The 21,615-nt window shown below is 46.4% G+C and carries 18 protein-coding genes; 12 read left to right on the forward strand and 6 right to left on the reverse strand.

The window, feature by feature from the left end; genetic code table 11:
- Window positions 1–3 precede the first annotated feature (3 nt).
- The 8 genes from fliH to ACTRWI_RS12590 all read left to right on the forward strand — a co-directional run bounded on the left by fliH (window position 4) and on the right by ACTRWI_RS12590 (window position 9,920).
- Window positions 4–759, forward strand: coding sequence for a flagellar assembly protein FliH (gene fliH / locus ACTRWI_RS12555; protein ID WP_499131823.1), 756 nt, complete (start codon window positions 4–6; stop codon window positions 757–759).
- Window positions 760–763: 4 nt separating this feature from the next.
- Entirely contained in the window at window positions 764–2,104 is a 1,341-nt protein-coding gene (gene fliI / locus ACTRWI_RS12560) for a flagellar protein export ATPase FliI (protein WP_499131825.1), read from the forward strand.
- A gap of 8 nt (window positions 2,105–2,112) precedes the next feature.
- Window positions 2,113–2,553: a flagellar export protein FliJ gene (gene fliJ / locus ACTRWI_RS12565; protein ID WP_150896210.1), complete on the forward strand. Its 441-nt coding sequence runs from the start codon at window positions 2,113–2,115 to the stop codon at window positions 2,551–2,553.
- A gap of 325 nt (window positions 2,554–2,878) precedes the next feature.
- Entirely contained in the window at window positions 2,879–5,254 is a 2,376-nt protein-coding gene (locus tag ACTRWI_RS12570) for a S8 family serine peptidase (RefSeq protein WP_499131826.1), read from the forward strand.
- Between the two features lie 9 nt (window positions 5,255–5,263).
- The gene (locus tag ACTRWI_RS12575; protein WP_499131828.1) at window positions 5,264–5,629 is read left to right on the forward strand and encodes a hypothetical protein; all 366 of its coding nucleotides are present in this window, start codon (window positions 5,264–5,266) and stop codon (window positions 5,627–5,629) included.
- 108 nt (window positions 5,630–5,737) lie between these two features.
- Window positions 5,738–6,784 (forward strand): hypothetical protein, encoded by a 1,047-nt coding sequence (locus tag ACTRWI_RS12580; RefSeq protein WP_499131830.1) that lies wholly within the window; start codon window positions 5,738–5,740, stop codon window positions 6,782–6,784.
- Between the two features lie 241 nt (window positions 6,785–7,025).
- Window positions 7,026–8,084 carry a hypothetical protein gene (locus tag ACTRWI_RS12585; protein WP_499131831.1) on the forward strand — a complete coding sequence of 353 codons (1,059 nt, stop codon included), beginning with the start codon at window positions 7,026–7,028 and terminating at the stop codon, window positions 8,082–8,084.
- A gap of 432 nt (window positions 8,085–8,516) precedes the next feature.
- A complete protein-coding gene (locus ACTRWI_RS12590) occupies window positions 8,517–9,920 on the forward strand; it encodes an SPFH domain-containing protein (RefSeq protein WP_499131833.1) in 1,404 nt (467 codons plus the stop codon).
- A 210-nt stretch (window positions 9,921–10,130) separates the two neighbouring features.
- Here the strand turns inward: ACTRWI_RS12590 and ACTRWI_RS12595 are convergent, their stop codons facing one another.
- The gene (locus ACTRWI_RS12595) at window positions 10,131–11,822 is read right to left on the reverse strand and encodes a glycoside hydrolase family 13 protein (RefSeq protein WP_499131834.1); all 1,692 of its coding nucleotides are present in this window, start codon (window positions 11,820–11,822) and stop codon (window positions 10,131–10,133) included.
- A gap of 60 nt (window positions 11,823–11,882) precedes the next feature.
- Window positions 11,883–12,902: a LacI family DNA-binding transcriptional regulator gene (locus tag ACTRWI_RS12600; RefSeq protein ID WP_499131836.1), complete on the reverse strand. Its 1,020-nt coding sequence runs from the start codon at window positions 12,900–12,902 to the stop codon at window positions 11,883–11,885.
- 303 nt (window positions 12,903–13,205) lie between these two features.
- Between ACTRWI_RS12600 and ACTRWI_RS12605 the strand changes: the two genes are divergently transcribed.
- The 4 genes from ACTRWI_RS12605 (at window position 13,206) to ACTRWI_RS12620 (ending at window position 17,998) form a co-directional block, all read left to right on the forward strand.
- Entirely contained in the window at window positions 13,206–14,561 is a 1,356-nt protein-coding gene (locus tag ACTRWI_RS12605) for an ABC transporter substrate-binding protein (protein WP_499131837.1), read from the forward strand.
- A gap of 103 nt (window positions 14,562–14,664) precedes the next feature.
- Window positions 14,665–15,675 carry a carbohydrate ABC transporter permease gene (locus tag ACTRWI_RS12610; protein ID WP_499131839.1) on the forward strand — a complete coding sequence of 337 codons (1,011 nt, stop codon included), beginning with the start codon at window positions 14,665–14,667 and terminating at the stop codon, window positions 15,673–15,675.
- Window positions 15,675–16,874, forward strand: a complete 1,200-nt coding sequence (locus ACTRWI_RS12615; protein WP_499131841.1) for a carbohydrate ABC transporter permease — start codon at window positions 15,675–15,677, stop codon at window positions 16,872–16,874. Before ACTRWI_RS12610 ends, ACTRWI_RS12615 begins: the two co-directional genes overlap by 1 nt.
- A gap of 32 nt (window positions 16,875–16,906) precedes the next feature.
- The gene (locus ACTRWI_RS12620; protein WP_499131842.1) at window positions 16,907–17,998 is read left to right on the forward strand and encodes an ABC transporter ATP-binding protein; all 1,092 of its coding nucleotides are present in this window, start codon (window positions 16,907–16,909) and stop codon (window positions 17,996–17,998) included.
- Between the two features lie 162 nt (window positions 17,999–18,160).
- Here the strand turns inward: ACTRWI_RS12620 and frdD are convergent, their stop codons facing one another.
- Genes frdD through frdA form a run of 4 tightly spaced genes read right to left on the reverse strand, consistent with a single transcriptional unit; the run spans window position 18,161 to window position 21,565 of the window.
- Entirely contained in the window at window positions 18,161–18,538 is a 378-nt protein-coding gene (gene frdD, locus ACTRWI_RS12625; protein ID WP_499131843.1) for a fumarate reductase subunit FrdD, read from the reverse strand.
- Window positions 18,539–18,550: 12 nt separating this feature from the next.
- Window positions 18,551–18,934 (reverse strand): fumarate reductase subunit FrdC, encoded by a 384-nt coding sequence (frdC, locus tag ACTRWI_RS12630; protein ID WP_499131845.1) that lies wholly within the window; start codon window positions 18,932–18,934, stop codon window positions 18,551–18,553.
- Window position 18,935: 1 nt separating this feature from the next.
- The gene (locus ACTRWI_RS12635) at window positions 18,936–19,715 is read right to left on the reverse strand and encodes a succinate dehydrogenase/fumarate reductase iron-sulfur subunit (RefSeq protein WP_499131847.1); all 780 of its coding nucleotides are present in this window, start codon (window positions 19,713–19,715) and stop codon (window positions 18,936–18,938) included.
- On the reverse strand, window positions 19,715–21,565 hold the full coding sequence (frdA, locus tag ACTRWI_RS12640) for a fumarate reductase (quinol) flavoprotein subunit (protein WP_499131848.1): 1,851 nt from the start codon (window positions 21,563–21,565) through the stop codon (window positions 19,715–19,717). Before frdA ends, ACTRWI_RS12635 begins: the two co-directional genes overlap by 1 nt.
- Between the last annotated feature and the right edge of the window lie 50 nt (window positions 21,566–21,615).

Raw genomic sequence — 21,615 nt, forward strand, 5'->3', positions numbered from 1 at the left:
GGTATGGCAGAAAAAGTTAACAGTACGATGCGATTACCACCCAGTGGCTATCGTCTACACCGTTTTCCTCCTTTGGCACAGCCTGTGAATGTTGAAAGTGATCTCACAATGGATAGTCAGAGTTGGCAAAATACTCAGGCTGATGTTCAAGAGCAACTAGAGGCGGGCTTTCAACAAGGCTTACAACAAGGTCATGATGAAGGTTTACGTCAAGGTACTGAACAGGGGAAACAGCAAGGCCTACTTGACGGACAAAAAGAGGGTTTTCAGAAGGGATTTGTCTCTGGAGAGCACTCTGGTAAGCAAGCTTTTGTTGAAGCCGCCAAGCCTGTTCATGAATTATTCCAAGCTTTATCTCGTTGGCAAAGTGAAAAGGAACAGCAACAGCGGCATATGATTTGTGAATTGGTGCAAAAGGTCGCTCAGCAAGTTATTCGCGCTGAATTAACTTTGATGCCACAGCAGATTTTGGCGTTGGTAGACGAAACTCTATCGGCAATGCCAAGCAAAGCAGAGTCGGTGGTTGTGCACCTAAACCCGCAAGATCTCGATCGAATTGTACAAATCAATACCGATCTACCGGCGGCTTGGAAATTGGTGGCGAATGTGGAATTACCCATTGGTGGCTGCCAGCTCGTGACTGAAGATGCGGAAGCTGATGCAAGTTGTGATTCTAGACTACAAGCTTGTATGGATAACGTGAAACAGCATTTGCTTGATGAAGTGACCTTGCCACAGGTAGATGTAGCGAATGAGTAGCTATTTGAATCACGATTTACTCAATGAACGCTTGAGTGATGCATTAGCTTCTCTCGACTCTGTTCCTGTGGCGAAAGTAACGGGTAGGTTGATCAAAGTTAACGGTTTGATGTTACAAGCTGTAGGTTGCCGATTTAAGTTAGAGCAACGTTGCTTAATTGAAACCGCAGAAGGCGATTTAATCGAAGCGCAAGTCGTTGGTTTTGAACATACGGTCGCGTACTTAATGCCAATTCGTCGCTTAGGAGGGTTGTTTGCAGGGGCAAAAGTTATTCCGCTTGAAGGTGACAGTACAATACAACTAAGTTCACACTGGTTGGGTCGAGTTGTTAATGGTTTAGGGGAGCCTTTCGATGATGGTGCACCACTGAAAGGTGGTGATCGCGTCTCTCTTGAGGCTAGACCTATAAATCCACTCAAACGTCGCCCAGTCGACACCCCACTCGATGTTGGTGTTCGTGCCATTAACGGTTTACTGACTGTAGGTAAGGGACAGCGCATTGGTTTGATGGCCGGTAGTGGTGTGGGTAAAAGTGTTTTAATGGGCATGATCACCCAAAATACTCAAGCCGATGTGATTGTTGTTGGTTTGATTGGCGAGCGAGGTCGAGAAGTTAGAGAGTTTATTGAACGCAATTTGACCCCTGAAGCGCGAAAAAAGGCAGTCATTATTGCAGCACCAGCCGATGAATCGCCTTTGATGCGTTTGCGTGCGACTTTACTTTGTCATCGTGTAGCCGAATATTTTCGTGATCACGGTAAGGACGTATTATTACTGATGGATTCACTGACGCGTTATGCTATGGCGCAGCGTGAGATAGCTTTGTCATTGGGCGAGCCTCCAGCATCACGAGGTTACCCACCTTCGGTATTTAGTGTTCTCCCGCAATTGTTAGAGCGTGCTGGCAATAGTGACAACCCTGATGGAAGCTTAACGGCAATCTATACAGTACTGGCTGAAGGGGATGATCAGCAAGACCCTGTTGTTGATTCAGCTCGAGCTATTCTTGATGGGCATGTGGTATTGTCTCGTCAATTAGCCGAGCAAGGTCATTATCCTGCGATCGACATTAATGCTTCTATTAGTCGTTGTATGAATGCTTGTACCCATGAAGCGCACAGCCAGCTTGCTAATAACTTTCGTCAGCTTTACTCCAACTACTTACAAGTCAAAGAATTGTTACCATTAGGGGGGTATCAGCCGGGACAGGACTCCGAGCTAGATCTATCTGTATCTATGTATCCACACCTTCGATCGTACTTACAGCAATCGGCTAGTGAGCCTGTCGACTACTCAACCAGTTTGAGTGCTCTGACCCAAATTTTTAATAGCGATCAATCATGAGGTAAGCTTTGGAATCGAAGTTAAAAGCTGTTGGCAAGCTTTGCCAAGTGGAAGAAAAGCAAAGAGATAGGGTTTGTCAGCAGCTTGATGTCATGCGTTTGCGCCATTCTCATTTAACCTTGCAGTTAGAGCAGCTGTCGGCGCTGAAAGCTAATGTTGGGCAATCGGCAATCACTACTTCTGATCTTAATAGTGCTAGCTTAATGAACTTAAATCGTGTCGATCAGATGCTACAAAAGATGTTATATCATCATGAGCAGGAGCAGGCTGTGATGTTGGCTGAGTGTGCATCGATACAAAAGCAGCTAGAATCCAAGCATGCTCGTGTTAAAGGGTTAGAAAACGTTCTTGAGCGCTGGCGCAATAAGCAAAATTATCAGAAAGCACAACAAGAGCAAAAATTAGTAGAAGATATTATCAATTCACGAGTTAAGCGAAGAAGCTTATAGCCTTTCCCCTCAAATTGAACTCATTAGTGGTCACCCCCTATTGTTATATGAACGTCTGGTAAATGGTTGACCTAGGTCCACGATAGCTCAACTTATGTATCACTATCATAGATTAAGTTTTCTTTCCTGCATTTATTAACAGTTCACTCTTTAAGTTTTACTTGTGATTCTTGATCAAATATTAAGCAATTTAATTTTCTCAGCCTTGATTTGTTTGATTTTTCTACAAATATTGACGAGCCAATTGTGTTTCATGTCAATGATTCACAGGGCTAATGGTTTATTGTCTCAACGATGTCGTTGGGATGCTAAAGGAATAGAGTAGATGCATCAAAATAAAATCAAATTAAAGGGTATGGTTTCATTGTCTGCCGTGGCTGTTGCGATAACATTTTCGCTGTCAGCGCATGCGGTTCCTCTGACGGGGTTCGACGAGTCTCACTTACCGACCAAACACATCGTCAAATTTAGAGAAGACGCGTCCAGTGCTTCCGAGTTAGGTAGAAACTCATTCTGGGGTCCCCGCATCGTGCAAGAGTCGGTTCTAGATCAGCTCAAAGCGCGCAAAGTAGAGAAGCTAGGTAACCGTGCGATTTACAGTGTCGAGATGGAAGACTCGGAGCTGGGAAAACTGCGTAACCGTAGTGATGTGGAATACGTGGAAATTGACCCGCCGCGTTACCTGTTAAGTGAGACTATCCCTTGGGGCTACGAGGCGGTGAATGCTCAGCGCCTGGATGACTCAAGTGCCGGTAACCGCACGGTGTGTATCATAGATTCGGGGTATGATCTGGCGCATAACGATCTCAGTGGTAACCGCGTATCGGGTACAAACGATAGCGGTACCGGTGCTTGGAGTATTCCGGGGAATAACAACGCTCACGGTACGCACGTTGCAGGAACCATCGCCGCGATTTCTAATACGGAAGGCATTAAAGGTGTTTTGCCCAACCAAAAGGTGAATTTGCATATTGTTAAGGTATTCAATGAAGCGGGTTGGGGCTACTCATCGAGTTTGGTAAAAGCGGTACAAACGTGTGCTGACAACGGCGCGAACGTGGTCAACATGAGCCTCGGTGGTAGCCAATCGAGTGTGACAGAGAAAAATGCGTTGCAAACTATCTCTAATCAAGGTGTGCTGTTGATCGCGGCTGCAGGTAACAGTGGTAACACAGAACATAGCTACCCAGCGTCTTACGATTCGGTAATGTCAGTTGCAGCGGTGGATGACAAAGGTGATCACGCGGCGTTCTCTCAAGCGACCGACCAAGTTGAAATTGCAGGTCCGGGGGTAGCGATTTTGTCTACGGTGACGGTGGGCGAGGGTAAGCTGTCAGACATTCGCTTGAACGGTGTCAGCCAGTTTGAACGTGGCATTGTGCCTCATAATCGTTTGACCCAAGCGGGAGGCCGTTATGGGGCAGATCCTGTTGTTGGTTCTATTACGGCGACACTAGCAAGCTGTGACGTAGAAGGTAGCCGCTTTAGTTGTGGCGATATGTCGGGCAAGATCTGTTTGACTGAACGTGTGGGTAACCAATCATCAAGCAGCTACCCAGAAATTGATGCCGTTCAAGCGTGTTATAACGCAGGCGCGAGTGCGGCGATTGTGTATAGTAACTCCGATTTACCGGGCTTGCAGAATCCTTTCCTTGTCGATCAAAACAACGAGGCGCGCATGCTTTCGGTCACGGTGAATCGTGACTTCGGTCAGGAGCTGTTGGGTTACGTTGGTCAAGAAATTACGGTATCGACTACTAAGGGCGAAGACTACGAATACTACAACGGTACTTCGATGGCAACGCCTCACGTAACCGGTGTGGCGGGCTTGGTTTGGAGCTATCATCCAACTTGTACGGCTGCGCAAGTTCGTAGCGCGCTGATCAAAACCGCAACCGACATCGATGTAATGGGCCGTGATAACCGTACGGGTTATGGCCTAGTGAATGCCGACGCAGCCAAGCAATATCTGGATGCTGGCTGTAATGGCCCAGATGGTGGTGGCTCTGGCAATGAGAATGTTTTAGATAACGGTGAGTCGAAATCACCACTGTCTGGCGACCGTCAATCAAGTACGGTATTTGTGTTTGACGTGCCTGCAGACGCAACGCAAGCGACATTCAACATGAGTGGCGGCTCTGGTGATGCAGATCTTTACGTACGCTTTAATGGCACACCAAGTACCAGTAGTTACGACTGTCGTTCATGGGCAAGTGGTAATGGTGAAAGCTGTAACTTGAACGTATCGGGCGCTGGGCAATATGAAGTTTTGGTTTACGGCTACCGCGCTTACTCTGGCGTCTCTCTTGTTGCTACGCATAATGGTTCAAACGATTCATCCGGCGGTGGTTCTGAACCTTCTAGCTATACCAATTCGGATGCCGTTGCTATTCCTGATAATCAAGTGTCTGGCGCAGTGAGTACACTAGATGTATCTCGCTCTGGTGATGCCAGTTCAGTGACTATTGATTTGGATATCACACATACTTACATCGGTGATCTGTATGTCACGCTAACCTCGCCAGAGGGGGGCCAAGTGGTACTGCACGATAATGCTGGTGGCAGCGATAAGGACATCAAAACTCGTCTCCAAGCGGATTTCTCTGGCTTTGAATCGCAAGGCAAATGGGAACTGAAAGCGGTGGACAGTGCTAGAAGAGATACCGGCACCATCAATAGTTGGACTTTGACTTTTGAATAAGGAGTAACGATGAAGAAGTTGACCTTACTTTCTTTGTTTGTCATAGGCGTTAATGCACTATTGGCCATCGGAATGAGCTCAAGCAGCTTGGCTAACAATCAAGGGTTTCCTTTTGTGGATCAACGCCAAGATCAAGCTGAACAGCAACCCGCACGTTACTTCGTTAAGTATTACCAAGGGAGAGAGAGCGAGGTGAGGTCGCTTCTTCGTCATCACAATATTCAAGTGGTTGAATTTCTGGGGGAGCAGCGCGTGTTGACTGTAATCGGTGAAAAGTCGGAAATCGATAAACTTTCCGATTACGATGCAGTGGAATACACCGAGCAAGAGCCGATAAGACAGTTAATGTATCAAAAGGATCATGGCCTGAATTAAGGCGCGTTATTGTGATAATAATTCTCGGCGTGTCTAGAACAAGTTAAATGCATAAATTTTTAACAATAGAGATCAACAGAACCCTACTATTAAAAGGTTACAAACATCATGAAAGAAATGCTGAAAGTCGTTCTATTTGTTGTTGTATTCTTGTTGCCTGGCGTTTCTCACGCTGCGATTGGCAATTATAAAGTCGTTCTTATTCATGGCTTCCAGCCAAGTCAATTACAAACAAAACCTTCACAACCCCAAGTCGCTCTGGAAGGAGCGGAGGTGTGGGAGGATTATTGGCTGCAGTACGCCGATGCTCGTATTGATTGGCCCTCACACGAGCGGATAGAAGGTAAAATTGCCAGCGATTATGTGTGGCCTAAACTTCAAGAGTTATCGAGAGCGGGCACTTGCCAAATGGGGTGTGTTTTTGTGACGCACTCTGCTGGCGATCTGATTGCGCGGTATGTGCTCGATAATCAAGAGAATTGGCTCGTTAACGCGGGTCTGGAACCGCTTAATGTTGTTGCAACGTTTGATTTTGCAGGAGCGGGTGGTGGTTCAGAGCTGGCTGATATTGCCATCAATATTACGGAAGGTGCGGGCTGGGCAAACAGTGCCATGCGCTATGCGATTTCACTTTGGCTAGGGGAAATACCGAGCAAGCGTAACACTGGCGTATTGAACGACCTTAAAGTGTCTAACGCTCGTAAAATCAGCATGTTGTCCGACCATCGTATTCCTAGAATTCGTTTCGTTGGTAATGGCAGTGACTTCCTAAAATCGACGGCGATCTTGCTCCCGGGCAAAGATGATGGTGTCGTTGCCGCTCACTCATCATGTGGGGCGTCAAGATCCGGCTCATTTGATAGCTGTTCAAATCGCCTTGCAATGAATGGCAAGGTGGGTGTTCAGAGTAAAGGTGTGACGAGTTTTATGCCCAATCACTATCCTTTGATTATGGGCGATCATTATAGCCACAGTGAGGTGATTGGGACGCAACATAAAGGCAGAGTGACGTCCGCGAATGCATCAATCACACTAACAGATGGTCGTTCGGTTAGTGTGGATACATACCAGCAAGATGGTTGGTTTGGCGCTCAATACATTTATGTGCGAGGTTCTCAGCAAGATACGCTTTCTGAGATTGCCGCGGGACTGTAATGACGGCGAGCTGATTTTTATGCTCCGATGTTTGGTTTACAGTCGATGAGTTGGTTATTTTTATAAGGCCTCTCTTTTTGACAAGAATGTTTGGTAAGTTTTTGTTCTAAAATCAAACATTCTTGGAAATTGATCGAGATTTATGTCAGCTAGGGTACCCCTTTATCGATTACGATGGATATAAGCCAAGCCATGATTCACTTTCTCATTATGGATTCTAAAGAGGGTTCAGAGGTTTAATATGGAAAACACAATATGGCGAGTAGCAGCTTTAACTATAATCCTGGTTATTATTACTGTTGTTTTAACCCGCTTTGCCGACGAGGATTCTACTGTGCCTTCATCTGTCGTCGCGCAGCCGATAGTACTCAATCCGCCCACCGCTTCAATCCTTGAGCAAACCGGCGGGAAGTCGACGTTAGTCTCGGATAATCCAACGCTTATCCCAATGAGCGAGGAGGTGACACCTGCTCAATCACTGGCACTCATTACGCAACGGCACCAGCAGGTTTTACAGTTCCCCCCATACTCTCGACCTATCATTGATGAAAATAGTCCGTATCTACATTGGAATCATTTCGAGGAGGTCTCTGTTCCCGTTTTGGATGGCCAACACAGTGCCGCGCTGAGCTTAAAGCAGTATCGTTATTTCTATCCCGACGAAATTGAAGTCGGCTTAAAGACCTCTCTTGAAGTCGTGACAGCTTCATTAGATATTGAGGATGTCATCAATCAAAAAACACTCGCGACTTTACCCATAGACAATAATGTCTGGAGGATTCGTCCTGATAATGCTTGGCCTGAGGAGTTAAGGTTAGTCGCACGCATCAGTTTTATTGAGGGTGACGATATTATCAGTGCAGACTTACGGATTTATCATTCTGTCGCAAGTGTCGTCAGTGTCGGCGTTGGAATTCCAGACAATACAGATATGGTCGTGCCGCTCACATTACAAATTGATAAATCGGGCATCTATAGAGTGACGAGCAATCTTTATCAATCGGACGGTTCTGCTATCGCGTCACTGGTTTTCAAGCAACACTTGTCGGAAGGCGAGCAAACCATTGAGCTTAAGGCGTTTCATTCATTGCTACCCAAAAGAGAAGTCGATTATACACTGAGTGATATCGTGATCGAGCGTATGTCTGGTTTTCCGGGAGAGAAGGCGCAATATGGCAAAGACTCCAAGGAGCGTTATCACATTGGTACCTTTGACGGGAGGTTGTTGTCAAATGAGCCTTATCAAGCGAGTGATAGGGAAAAACAACAACTTGAATTTCTACAACAAGCCTTCAATTGATGGGCATGGGAGCAGAACCGCTTCACCCAATCCTATTTTTCGCTTGTTTTCTGTTAAGGAGTTCGAAATTCGCTTGTTCGAATCCAATACCAACTCTGAGTTCTGAACCCGCTATGGCTTAATCAAGCTAAACACTAAAGCGCTGACAACGACTACCCTCACCAATAAGACGAATATGCACGACAGATCACTGCGATTAATCCTGTCACTATGGTTCCCAACAGCGACTCTCGCCTAGCTTGGTTAACCATAAAGCTGTATTCATAAATACAGAGATTGTTTGTATTTTTCGGTAAAACCTTATTTATTCGATGAATCTTTCGATTATTCCTAAGTGTAACAATTTGATACATTAGCACTCGTAGTCGGTGAGTTGCATATCAGTTTGATTTATTTAGATTTAACTCAATGACAACCCTAAAGGAGAATGACATGGAAAATCGAGGCTTAGGAAGAGGTTTGAAAATAGAAGAACGACGTCAGTTACTACATAAAGGGCTGAAGGCGGCAGTATTCGGCGTTCCACTGCTGGCTTTAGGCTTAACAATTAATAGCTCAGTTTTGATGACCGATGCCGGTTACAGCTACGTGCATCAAAACAATATTACTGGTGAGTTGGATGTCTTTACCGAGCCCGGTATTCATTTCCGAATGCCATTTTTATCCAAGATAACCCAGTACGATCAGGTGATTACGGTCTCTTTTGGCAACAGTAAAGGGGAAGATTTTTATCAGAGGTTAGATCCGGTGCAGGTGCGTTTTGCTGATACGTACATTGGTAAGATTCCGGTGACATTCCGCTTTAAGCTCAGTAATGACCCGAAGGCAGTGGAAAAGATGCATAAGGAGTTTCGCAACAACAGTAATTTGATCGATGCATTGTTGGTTAAAAATGCGCGTAATGTGACAGTGATTACGGCGACTCAATACACGGGCGAAGAGTTCTTCCAAGGTGGCTTAAACCAATTCAAATCTAAATTGGGCGATCAGCTACGCGAAGGCATTTACCTGACGGAGCGTCGTCAGGTCGAAGTGGAAGAGTTAGATCTTGCGCCGGTCGGGGTCAATCAATCGAACTCGAATCAATTGCAACGAACCAATCAACTGGTTTGGAAGACAGTGCCGGTGGTGGATAACACGGGTCAGCCTATCCGTCAGGACAACCCGTTATCACAATACGGCATTCAAGTAACCCAGGTCACGATTGGTGATCCGCAGCCAGAGAAGCAACTTGATCAGTTACTGGCGGATAAGAAGCGTTTGGTGGCCGACCGTATCCGTGCGATTCAGGAGCAAGAAACATCAAAGGCGCAAGCTGAAACCGAGCAACTCCGCAAAGAGATTCAGCGTACTCGAGAAGTCCAAGACGCGCAGCGAGGCAAAGAGTTAGCGATTATTTCCCAGCAGAAAGAAGTGGAAATAGCTCGTCAAATTGCTGAACGTGAAATTGTCGAAGTCGAGAAGACTAAGCGATTAGCTGAAGTTGAAAAAGAGAAGGAACTGGCAACCGCAGAAGCCAATTTGGCGATTCAAAAGGCCAATGCATTGTCTGCTGAATTTGAAGCAAGAGCGATTCTTGAAAAAGGTCGAGCGGAAGCGGAAGTGTTGAAAGCGAAATATGCCGCGCTAGGCGCCAACCGCGAGGTGTATCTGGCCGAACTGAACCGTGAGGTCGCTAACTCGCTGTATAACAACCTGCAGAACTTCCAGGTTCAAATGCCACAAAACTACATCGGCGGCAGTGATGAAACGGGTTTGAAAACCAACCTCGATGTCATTACAGGCTTCGGAGCGTTGGGGTTAATGGACCAAACCAAGAAGGTTACACAGCAATAAGATCATGGGTGGTCAAAAGCTCTAATTAACCAGATCTCAGGTTCATTAGTGTTAGCAGTATTAATGGTGGTGTGAGCAATATAAAGGAGGGGGGGGGGGAGCAGTATTGATACTCCCATCCCCCCTTTGTCATCTGAAGGTCTAATCACATACCCACGCATTGATCCTGTTCGGTAGAGTGATACCCATCGTAGTAAATAACGGTTCAATCTAGCTTGTTAAAACCTCGATGACCAGTGCCTGATACGGCTTGAGAACCAGGTTGAGCATAGAGCTTGGAGCGTCATGATAATTATTGATCACCACTTGTTTCAAGCCGTATGGGTAGCTTCTCTCTAGACTATTGGCGGTAAAGTTGGCAATGATTAGTAAAGTGGTTTTACCGTTTGAGCGAAGGTAGGCGTAGACGTCACTGTCTTGCGGGTCGAGCAAGGTGTGATTGCCATAAACCACGACGTCTTTATAAGCGTCGCCTTGGCGTACTTTAATCAGCTGGCGATAATAGTGATAAATGGAAGCGCTATCGTTAACGGCTTGTTCTGCGTTGATTTCCATGTAGTTTTCATTCACTGGTAGCCAAGGTGTGCCGGTCGTAAACCCCGCATGTGCTTGGGTGTTCCATTGCACTGGGACACGGGCGTGATCTCGAGAGAAATGATTTAAGTATGCTAGTGCATCATGATTAGAGACGCCGCGATCCATCATTTTTTGATAGTGGAACTTGGCCATAAGATCATTAAACTCTTCGATACTGTTGAAGTGCATATTGGTCATGCCGATCTCTTCACCTTGATAAATGTACGGCGTGCCGCTCATCATGTGTAAAACCGTACCGAGCATTTTGGCACTGATCACGCGATATTCAGCGGAGTCACACCCATAGCGTGATACGGTTCTTGATTGGTCGTGGTTACTCCAATACAAGCTGTTCCACCCTTTTTGAAACAAGTCATCCTGCCAGCGCGACATGATTTCTTTATACTTAATTAAGTCGAAATCTTTTCTGATGGCATTATGTTCTTCACGATCTATGCTGACGTGCTCAAACTGAAAAATCATATTCAGCTCGTTACGTTTGGGGTGAGAGTAGTAACGACCGTCTAGTGTGGTCGTAAAAGGCGTTTCACCGACGGTCAGTACATCGTAATGTTTCAACACTTTATCGTGCATTTCACGCAAATATTGGTGAGCGAGTAAGTTATTTGACCAATGCTCCCAACCGGCGACTCCGGCATCAAAAATGGTGGCATCTGGATAATCAGACGGTTTGCCAATCATATTGATGACGTCCATTCTAAAGCCGCCGACCCCTTTTTTCAGCCAAAAGTGCATCATGTCGTAGACGGCTTCACGCACCTCTGGATTGGCCCAGTTTAGGTCAGGTTGTTTGTTGCTAAACAGATGCAAATAATATTGGCCTGTCGTTTCATCTAGCGTCCACGCTTGGGGTTTGAAGAAAGACTCCCAGTTATTAGGTGCACTGTTATCCTCTTTGGGATCTTTCCAAATATACCAATCTCGTTTTGGGTTATTGATACTGCTCTTTGATTCGATAAACCAGGGGTGTTCATCGGAGGTGTGATTGACCACCAGATCCATGACGATTTTGATATTGCGTTTATCCGCTTCATGAATCAGCGTTTCCATATCGGCCATAGTGCCAAATTCGGGCGCAATTTCGCGATAGTCAGAAATATCATAGCCGTTGTCATCCATCGGAGATTGGTACACTGGGCTGAGCCAAATGACATTGGCACCAAGACCCTGGATGTAATCCAGTTTTTCTACAATGCCTGGGATATCACCGACGCCGTCGCCGTTAGAATCATTAAAACTTCTTGGGTAGATTTGATAAACGACCGCGTCATGCCACCAACGCTTTTCCAGTTGTTCCGTGCTCATCGCGTGATTCTCCTTAATGATTGATATCGAATAATAAATCGCACCAAAATTCAACAGCTCTTAACTGCTGGTACGAACAATCAGCTTCGTCTCCATTTGTATAGATTCGTAGGGGAGTTGGCCGAGTGCCATTTGTGCGGCGATTCGACCTTTATCTTCAATCGGCTGTTGGATCGTCGTCAGCCCTCGGTCTTGTGATTGTGGTATGTCATCGAATCCAACGATACGAAGGTCCGCATTCACTTCTTTCGCTACATCAATCGCCGCTAATGCAATTTTGTCGCTCATGCACAGCAGGACGTCGATCGATTCTGGGCCGGTCAGCGTACCCCTGAGCATGGTCTTTAATGTGATTTCATCTAATTCGTGTATTTGCCAAACGTTCTGATAGTTCAGTTCGATCCCTTTTTCTGCGAGCGCTTGCTGGTAACCTTCAAATCGACAACGGGAGACGGATTCCTCCAAGGTATACAGATTATCGAGACTGTTGAGTAATAGTGACGTGGAAGGTTCGAGGCGCAGAGCTAGGATGAGAACATTGTCATTAGCGCTATGAATCGCATGCTTAGCAATGTCGTAGCTCGCTTTAATGTTGTCAATGTTCACTGAGGGAACGTCGGGCAATGTGAAATCCACGGTCACTATGGGTTTATGTTGACGCTGTATCAAGTCGAGAACCCCTGTGTCTACGGGTTTACCGTAGATGATAAAACTATCCGGAATGGTTTCAGCTTGGGTAAATTGGTAATTTTCTCTATTGGTTGGTAGCAGCAACATATTGATGTTTGAGTCATCGAGTGTTTTTGATATTCCAGCCAAAAAAGTGGTGGCTACGGTATCGGTAAAGCTGTGTGCAAGGGTGTCTGCCAGTAGGACACCGATGACTGCGGTTTTTCCTGTACGTAAACTTCTCGCGGTGATACTCGGCCCGGTGTATCCCAGCTTTTCACACTCTTCTAGGATTTTATCCCGCAAGGTCTGCGACAATTGACTTGGACGGTTAAACGCATTCGACACCGTCGCTGTTGACACCCCCAGTCGTGTAGCAACGGTTTTTAAATTCGGTTTTTTCCGTTCCATATCGATGTTCTCATTTTTTGTTCGTTCTAAAAATAGTCAAAATTTAGCTAATCCTAAAACGATTAAGTTGTTTTTTTAAAATAAAAGAAGTAATCAATTAAATTTTCATGATCTATATTTGGAAAATGACTGGTCAATTTGTAAGTAAGATGCTCTACATCACAAAAATAAGCATAAACTGTGTATGAAATTTGTACAGGTTATAATTTGTACAATATTAACTTAACCGATTAAGAGGTCTGTGATGACGCTGTAAACGAACCTAAAGATAATTGAATTTCCCTGTTAAATGGAGTTAAAACAATGAAAACCTTAACACTTCTCGCCAGCGCGCTGACATTGTCCGTCGCCGCATCGTCCAGCCTTGCCGCTGATTTGAAATACAAACCTGGAGCCGATGATCGCTTTGACTGGAAGAGCTATGAAGCTTTAAAAAGTACTAATCTAAAGGGTGAAAAAATCACGATTTTTGGCCCTTGGTTAACGAAGGATAAAGATCTTGTTGAGAGCGTGATTGCTTATTTCGAAGAGGCGACTGGTGCGGAAGTCGAGTATTCCGGATCAGACTCTTTTGAGCAGCAGATAGTGATTGATGTCCAGGCCGGGAGTGCTCCTAATATCGCTATTTTCCCACAGCCAGGTTTGGCTCAAGACCTAGCCGCAAAAGGTTTCCTAGCGCCACTCGAGTCTGAGACCGTAGATTGGGTGAAAAATAACTACGCGGCTGGCTCGTCTTGGGTTGACTTGGGCTCTTTTCCTGACAAATCTGGCAAATCACATCTTTTTGGTTTCTTTTATAAGGTAGATGTCAAATCTTTGGTTTGGTATTCACCTGAAAACTTTGAAGATTCTGGATATCAAGTGCCTCAGACTATGGAAGCACTTAAATCCTTGACCGAAAAAATGGTTAAAGATGGAAAGACACCTTGGTGTATTGGTTTGGGCTCTGGTGGAGCGACGGGTTGGCCTGCAACCGACTGGGTAGAAGACTTGATGCTTCGCACACAATCACCGGCTGACTACGATAAGTGGGTGACAAACGAAATGAAATTTAACGACCAAAAGGTGATTGATTCAATCGAAGAGTTTGGTTGGTTTGCTCTCAATGACAAATATGTAGATGGTGGTGCGAGAGCGGTAGCAACGACGGATTTCCGTGATTCTCCTAAAGGCTTGTTTACTTCGCCACCAAAATGCTACATGCACCGTCAGGCCTCCTTTATTCCGACTTTCTTCCCTGATGGTACAGAGCTTGGTCAAGACGTCGACTTCTTTTATTTCCCTGCGTATGAATCTAAAGACTTGGGCAAACCTGTACTGGGTGCCGGGACGATGTGGAGCATTACTAAAGATTCGAAAGGGACTCGTGCTTTCTTAGAGTTCCTACAATCACCGCTCGCTCATGAGATCTGGATGGCTCAGTCAGGGTTCCTTACTCCTCACAAAGGCGCAAATGTTGAGACGTATGGCAACGACACGCTCAAGAAACAAGGAAAAATTCTGCTTGATGCGACAACATTCCGTTTCGATGGCTCTGATTTAATGCCAGGGAAAATTGGTGCGGGAGCATTCTGGACGGGCATGGTTGATTACAGTGGTGGTCAATCTGCAAAAGAAGTGGCTGATGGCATTCAAGAGACTTGGGATGCGCTCAAATAACCGATGACGCTCGGTTATCACTTTGAGTAAACGGTGCCGATAGACCACTCGTTTATCGGCACTTAATAAAAGAGACCGCACTTTATTCTTCAACGAGGTTGCAATGGAACAGCTCTATCCCTCATTACTCATTATGGTGCTTGGTGTGGCAGGGTGTGCCACTTATTTTGTTGGCACTAACTGGCTGTTAGGTATCATTTTTCCTACGAGAAATGTTTCAAATCGAACTATGGCGCGAAATCTCAGGCGAGCGGCCATGTTTAGGCCGTGGCTTTTTCTGGGGCCATCATTAATATTTTTATGCCTCTATTTGGTGTATCCAGTGTTTGATTCATTTTATCTCTCTCTCTATGACAGAAACGGCGATAAATTTGTCGGGCTCGGTAATTACCTTTGGTTGTTTAATAACCCAGAGTTCAGGGAGTCACTGTTCAATAATGTACTCTGGCTGTTGATTGTGCCCGCTGCGTCCACTTTTTTGGGGTTGGTTATTGCGGCGCTGACAGACAAAGTCAGTTGGGGGAATATAGCGAAAAGTATGATATTCATGCCAATGGCCATTTCTTTCATCGGTGCTTCTATTATTTGGAAGTTTGTTTACGACTATCGCGCGCCGGGCTCGGAACAAATTGGTATTTTAAATGCCGTTGTTGAGTACTTTGGCGGTACTGCCCAACCCTGGATCACTTTACCTTTCTGGAACAACATTTTTTTAATGGTCATCCTTATTTGGATTCAGACGGGTTTTGCTATGGTGATCCTGTCTGCGGCGCTTCGTGGTATCCCTGAAGAAACGGTTGAAGCCGCTGTGTTAGATGGGGCCAATGGCGTACAAATCTTCTTCAAAATTCTCATTCCTCAGATCTGGGGCACCATTGCGGTGGTGTGGACAACGATTACGATTCTTGTGCTTAAGGTGTTCGATATCGTATTAGCAATGACGAACGGCCAATGGAGTACTCAGGTTTTGGCAAATATGATGTTTGATTGGATGTTTAGAGGGGGCGGTGATTTTGGTCGAGGTGCGGCGATCGCTGTCGTGATAATGGTGGCTGTTATCCCTGTCATGGTTTGGAATATGCGTCAAGCGAGTGCGCAAATGGAGGGAAGGTGATGTCTGAACAACTTCACTCTACATCGTCTGTGACAGCGAGTGCAGCTCAGTTTAGCTTAAGTCGCTTACGTCGATCGCCGTTGACGCTTCTGTTACATGCATCGGTATTATTGATCGTCATTTTATGGACGCTTCCAACTGCGGGGTTGTTAATCTCTTCTTTCAGAGACAAAGACCAACTCGCATTATCAGGCTGGTGGACGTCGTTGACCGCCTCTGAACAAAATTTAATGGCGCGAACTGGAGGTGCAGATAGACAAACGCAACAAGGGGACCTTTTTGTTTTAGAAGGTCAACTGACCGTGGGTGGTCAAGCTGCAAACGTGCTGGCTTTTGGTTTCTCTTCTAATGAACCCAAAAAGTTTCGTCCTGGTGAGACGGCTGAGATGAAACGAGGCGGCACATTAACCCTGACCGCCAGCGGAGCATATAGGATGACTTCCCTTGAGCCTTTTACAGGCAACCGAGGGAAGCGAATATTTTACACCGCAGTTGTACCGCCTAAATTTGGATTAGACAATTATCAGACCGTGCTTAATGCCGAAGGGATTGGTCGCTCTTTCATTAACTCTCTGACGGTCACCATCCCTGCGACAATTATCCCTATCCTGATTGCAGCGTACGCGGCTTATGCTTTGTCTTGGATGCGTATGCCAGGTCGCAATATATTGATCGCGGTGGTCGTCGGCTTGTTGGTTGTTCCTCTTCAGATGTCGTTGATACCTTTGCTACGCCTTTATAACGATATTGGTGCGTTCTTCGGAGTGGGGGCGAAAACCTATTTGGGGATCTGGCTTGCGCACACGGGGTTTGGGTTACCTTTGGCGATTTATTTGCTGAGAAATTATATATCAAGTTTACCGAAAGAGATCATTGAGTCAGCTAAAGTGGATGGTGCGACTGATTTCGATATTTTTATGAAAATCGTGTTACCTCTCTCTTATCCAGCGCTGGCTTCTTTCGGGATCTTCCAATTTCTCTGGGTTTGGAATGATCTTTTAGTGGCCACTGTATTTTTGGGGACAGGCGAAGAATACATGGTGCTTACGGCAAGATTGCGTGAGCTACTGGGCTCTCGTGGAGGCAACTGGGAAATATTGACCGCATCGGCCTTTGTTTCTATTGCGGTACCATTGATTGTGTTTTTTACGTTGCAACGTTACCTGGTTCGTGGATTACTTTCTGGTTCTGTTAAATAAGCAGGGCCTGATTAAAGGATGGGAAGAAGTAAATGGCAGGATTATCATTAACAAATGTTAAAAAATCGTACGGTGAAACTCAGGTACTGCATGGCATTGATTTGGATATCGGGCAGGGTGAATTTGTCGTATTTGTTGGGCCATCGGGTTGTGGTAAGTCTACGCTGCTGCGAATGATCGCCGGCCTTGAAGACATTACTTCTGGTGATCTGTGTATTGAGGGGGCTCGCGTTAATGATTTGCCTGCTGCAATGCGTGGTATTGCGATGGTATTTCAGACCTACGCGCTTTATCCACATATGACCGTCTATGACAATATGGCGTTTGCGATGCGTATCGCTAAAGAGTCTAAAGAAGAGATTCATGAGCGTGTCATGGAAGCGGCTCGTATGCTGCAACTCGAGCCTTATCTTGATCGATTACCCAAGGCGCTCTCCGGGGGGCAGCGTCAGCGTGTTGCGATTGGTCGAGCGATTGTACGTCATCCGAAGGTTTTCTTATTTGACGAGCCGCTGTCTAACTTGGATGCGGCGCTGCGTGTTCAAACTCGAATCGAAATTGCTCACTTGAACGAAGCGTTAACCGAAACCACGATGATCTATGTGACACACGATCAGGTAGAGGCGATGACACTCGCAGACCGTATTGTGGTTTTGTCTGCGGGTAAGATTGAGCAAGTCGGAACGCCACTTGAGCTCTATACGAACCCCGCTAATGTGTTTGTGGCTCAGTTTATCGGTTCACCGGCGATGAACATCAGTAAAGCACAAATGCAGAGAGCGGGGGCTTTCTCTTTGGTGAAGGCAGAGAGCGGTCATTGTGTGGAAGTGCCGATCGCGTCGGCGTCAGAGTTATCTGGATGCGCATTGCAATTAGGGATAAGGCCAGAAGACTTTTTAGTGGCTGAAGAGTCCGATGCACTCCTCTCAGGAAAGGTGTTGTTTGTGGAATCATTGGGGGAGGTCACTCTGATACATGTCAATGTGGAAGGGTACGACGAAGCTGTTGTGGCGAAGCTCCCCGGCATCCTTGATTTCTATAAAGGTGAACGCATTCACTTAAAGGCGCAACCCGATAAAATCCATTTGTTTAATGAACACGGGATTTCGTTGAAATATCTCTAAATAGAGGGGTTCTTACTCAGAGCCTTGCATTGCAATGTTACTTGAGTGACCCATTCATATCATTAAGCCATGATCGTACGATTCACTTTAAAGCAGAGCACGATGTTATTGCTCTGCTTTTAAGCTCCTGGCATATCGATGACTCGAATCCCGAATCTGCTTTTAGAGCATAAAGATGAAAATCATAGACAATCCGCTGATTAGGCCTGCAAAGAAGTAGCAGCCCACTTTACCAGCAATGCCGACGTGAAATTTCAGGTCGTGCATGCCGTGGTGAAGACGGTGCATAGCATGCCACATTGGCAGTGCCAGCGTAGCGATGATAAACAGTGCACCTATTATGCTGGTGGCAAATTCAGACACACGCTCGTAGCTCATGGCTTCTGCATCGATGATGCCCATCGGTACTAAGATACCCAACACTAAGATAGTGACGGGGGTGATCATCGCAAACCAAGTACCGCCAGCGCCGAATAGACCCCACCAGATCGGCTCGTCAGAACGTTTAGGAGCACGGTTTACTTTGTAGTTTGTATTCATAACGAAGGCTCCTTACACCACAACAAGAACGATTAAAGAAATGAAAGCCACCGCGGCCCATTGAATCAGTACGATGACTCTTTTATCAATCAATTTTCCTTTCAGGCGGATTGGCATGACTTGAGGCATCATGCTGAAGAAGGTTTGAGCATGCATTAAGCTGCCTAGCAGAGCCACGATATTAATACCGACAATGGTAGGGTTCGCCATAAAACTCAACCAACCAGCCCACGCTTCTGGGCCTTTCACTAGGGCACCCAAACCAAAGGTTAGGAATACAGTGAACAGGATCAAAGGCAGTACTGTTGCTTCACGTAGCATGTAGAAGCGGTAGAACGGATGGTTGCTCCACCATGTTCTCTTCATCTCACGAACATAAGGCTTACGATTGCTCATCTCATGCCTCCTCTGCAGTTTTAACTTGGTTCTTGCTAACAGATGTACCGTCTGGCTTGAACATCGAGATAACGAAGTCCATTGAAGACTCAACTTTGCCTTGGTTAACCGCCGCAGCTGGGTCGACTTTCTTCGGGCAGACTTCAGAACAGTAACCCACAAACGTACAGCCCCAAGCGCCGTTTTGACCGTTGATAAGCTTCATGCGCTCATCTTTGCCGTTGTCACGGCTATCTAGGTTGTAACGGTGAGCTAGGGTGAGTGCTGCAGGGCCAATGAACTCAGGGTTTAGACCGAATTGAGGACACGCCGCGTAGCAAAGACCACAGTTGATACAACCTGCGAACTGTTTGTATTTCGCCATTTGCTCAGGTGTTTGTAGGTTAGTACCGTCTTCCGGCTGACGGTCGTTACCAATAATGTAGGGTTTGATCGCTTCAAGACGCTCGATGAACGGCGTCATGTCGACAATCAAATCTTTCTCGATTGGGAAGTTGGCTAATGGCTCGATGGTCAGGCCGTTCGGGTAGTCACGTAAGAAGCTCTTACACGCTAGCTTAGGCACGCCATCAACCATGATGCCGCAAGAACCACAGATCGCCATGCGACAAGACCAACGGTAGGAAAGGTCTTTGTCTTGGTGGTCTTTGATGTAACCAATCGCGTCAAGTACCGACATGGTCTCATCGAAAGGCACTTCGAAAGTCTGCATGTAAGGTTCTGCGTCTTTCTCTGGGTCGTAGCGCAGAATGTCTACTTTTTGGATTCGATTCGCTGACATTATGCATTCTCCTCTTCAAGGCTCTCAGTCGGGGCGACCGTCGCTGCTGCCGCTTTTTCAGCGGCCGCGGCTTTCTCTGCTGCTTCACCGTAAAGGCGTGCTTTGGGTTGAGACTTGGTGATCTTAACGTTGCTGTAGTCTATGGTTGGTGCTGCACCTTCATTGAAGAAAGAGAGTGAGTGTTTTAAGAAGTTCACGTCATCGCGCTCGGTGCAGTTGTCGTCTAGGCGTTGGTGTGCACCGCGAGACTCTTTGCGAAGGATTGCTGAGTGAACCATGGCTTCTGCGACTTCTAGGCCGTAACCCACTTCGATAGCGTAAAGTAGGTCAGTGTTGAACACTTTGCCTTTGTCTTTAATGCTGATTTTCTTGTAGCGCGCTTTCAGTTCAGTGATCTTGTTGATGGTCTCTTGCATCAGGTCTTCTTGACGGTAGATACCACAGCCAGCTTCCATGGTGTGACCCATTTCAGTACGGATATCAGCCCAGTTTTCATCGCCCTCTTGGTTCATTAGCGCTGCGATGCGATCTTCAACCGCTTTTACTTGCTGAGCGATAGACGCATCATTCCAGCCTTTGAATTCTGCTGCGCGTTTCACAGCGTGTTCACCGGCAACGCGGCCAAATACGACGAACTCAGCCAGAGAGTTTGAACCTAGGCGGTTTGCACCGTGTAGGCCAACCGACGCACATTCACCCACCGCGAATAGGCCTTTGATGCGAGTTTCACAAGTACCGTTAGTCTCGATACCCCCCATGGTGTAGTGAACGGTAGGGCGGATTGGGATTGGCTCTTTTGCTGGGTCAACGTTCACGTACGCTTTTGCTAGCTCACAGATGAACGGTAGGCGCTCTTGCAGATACTCTTCACCAAGGTGGCGAAGGTCTAGGTGAACGACATCACCAAGAGGGTGCTTGATGGTGTTGCCTTTTTGTTGCTCGTGCCAGAATGCTTGAGAAACTTTGTCGCGAGGACCCAGTTCCATGTATTTATTCTTCGGCTCGCCCACTGGCGTTTCTGGGCCCATGCCGTAATCTTGTAGGTAACGGTAGCCGTTCTTGTTGACGATGATACCGCCTTCACCACGGCAACCTTCGGTCATCAAGATGCCCGTGCCCGGAAGACCGGTTGGGTGGTATTGAACGAACTCCATGTCACGCAGTGGTACACCATGGCGATAAGCCATTGCCATACTGTCACCAGTCACGATGCCGCCGTTAGTATTGCAGTGGTAAACACGACCTGCGCCCCCCGTTGCTAGAACAACTGATTTTGCTTTGATGGTAACAAGCTCACCTTCAGACATATGAATCGCGATAAGGCCTTGTACTTCGCCTTCTTCAGCGCCGTCTTTGCTCTCCACAAGAAGGTCCACCACAAAGTACTCGTCAAATCGTTTGATTTGATCGTACTTCATCGAAGTCTGGAACAGAGTATGAAGCATGTGGAAGCCAGTTTTATCCGCTGCGAACCACGTTCTCTCTACCTTCATACCGCCGAATCGGCGTACGTTTACTTCACCGTTTTCTTTACGACTCCATGGGCAGCCCCATTGTTCCATTTGGATCATTTCGCGAGTCGCGTTTTCAACAAAGTATTCAACAACATCCTGTTCACATAGCCAGTCGCCGCCACCAACCGTATCGTTGAAGTGGTTGTCTAGGCTATCTTCGTCTTTAATTACCGCCGCTGAACCGCCTTCTGCTGCTACCGTGTGTGAACGCATTGGGTAAACTTTAGAAATCAGTGCTACTTCCAAATCAGGATTCGCTTCAGCTGCCGCAATAGCAGTACGAAGACCAGCGCCGCCTGCGCCGATGACTGCGATATCTGTGGTAATTGTCTTCACAGTGATTCTCCAGTGTGATGCGGAGTCTTCCGCTCGTTATTATTAAAAGC

Source organism: Pseudoalteromonas sp. G5_S1_14_S5 (assembly GCF_054968605.1).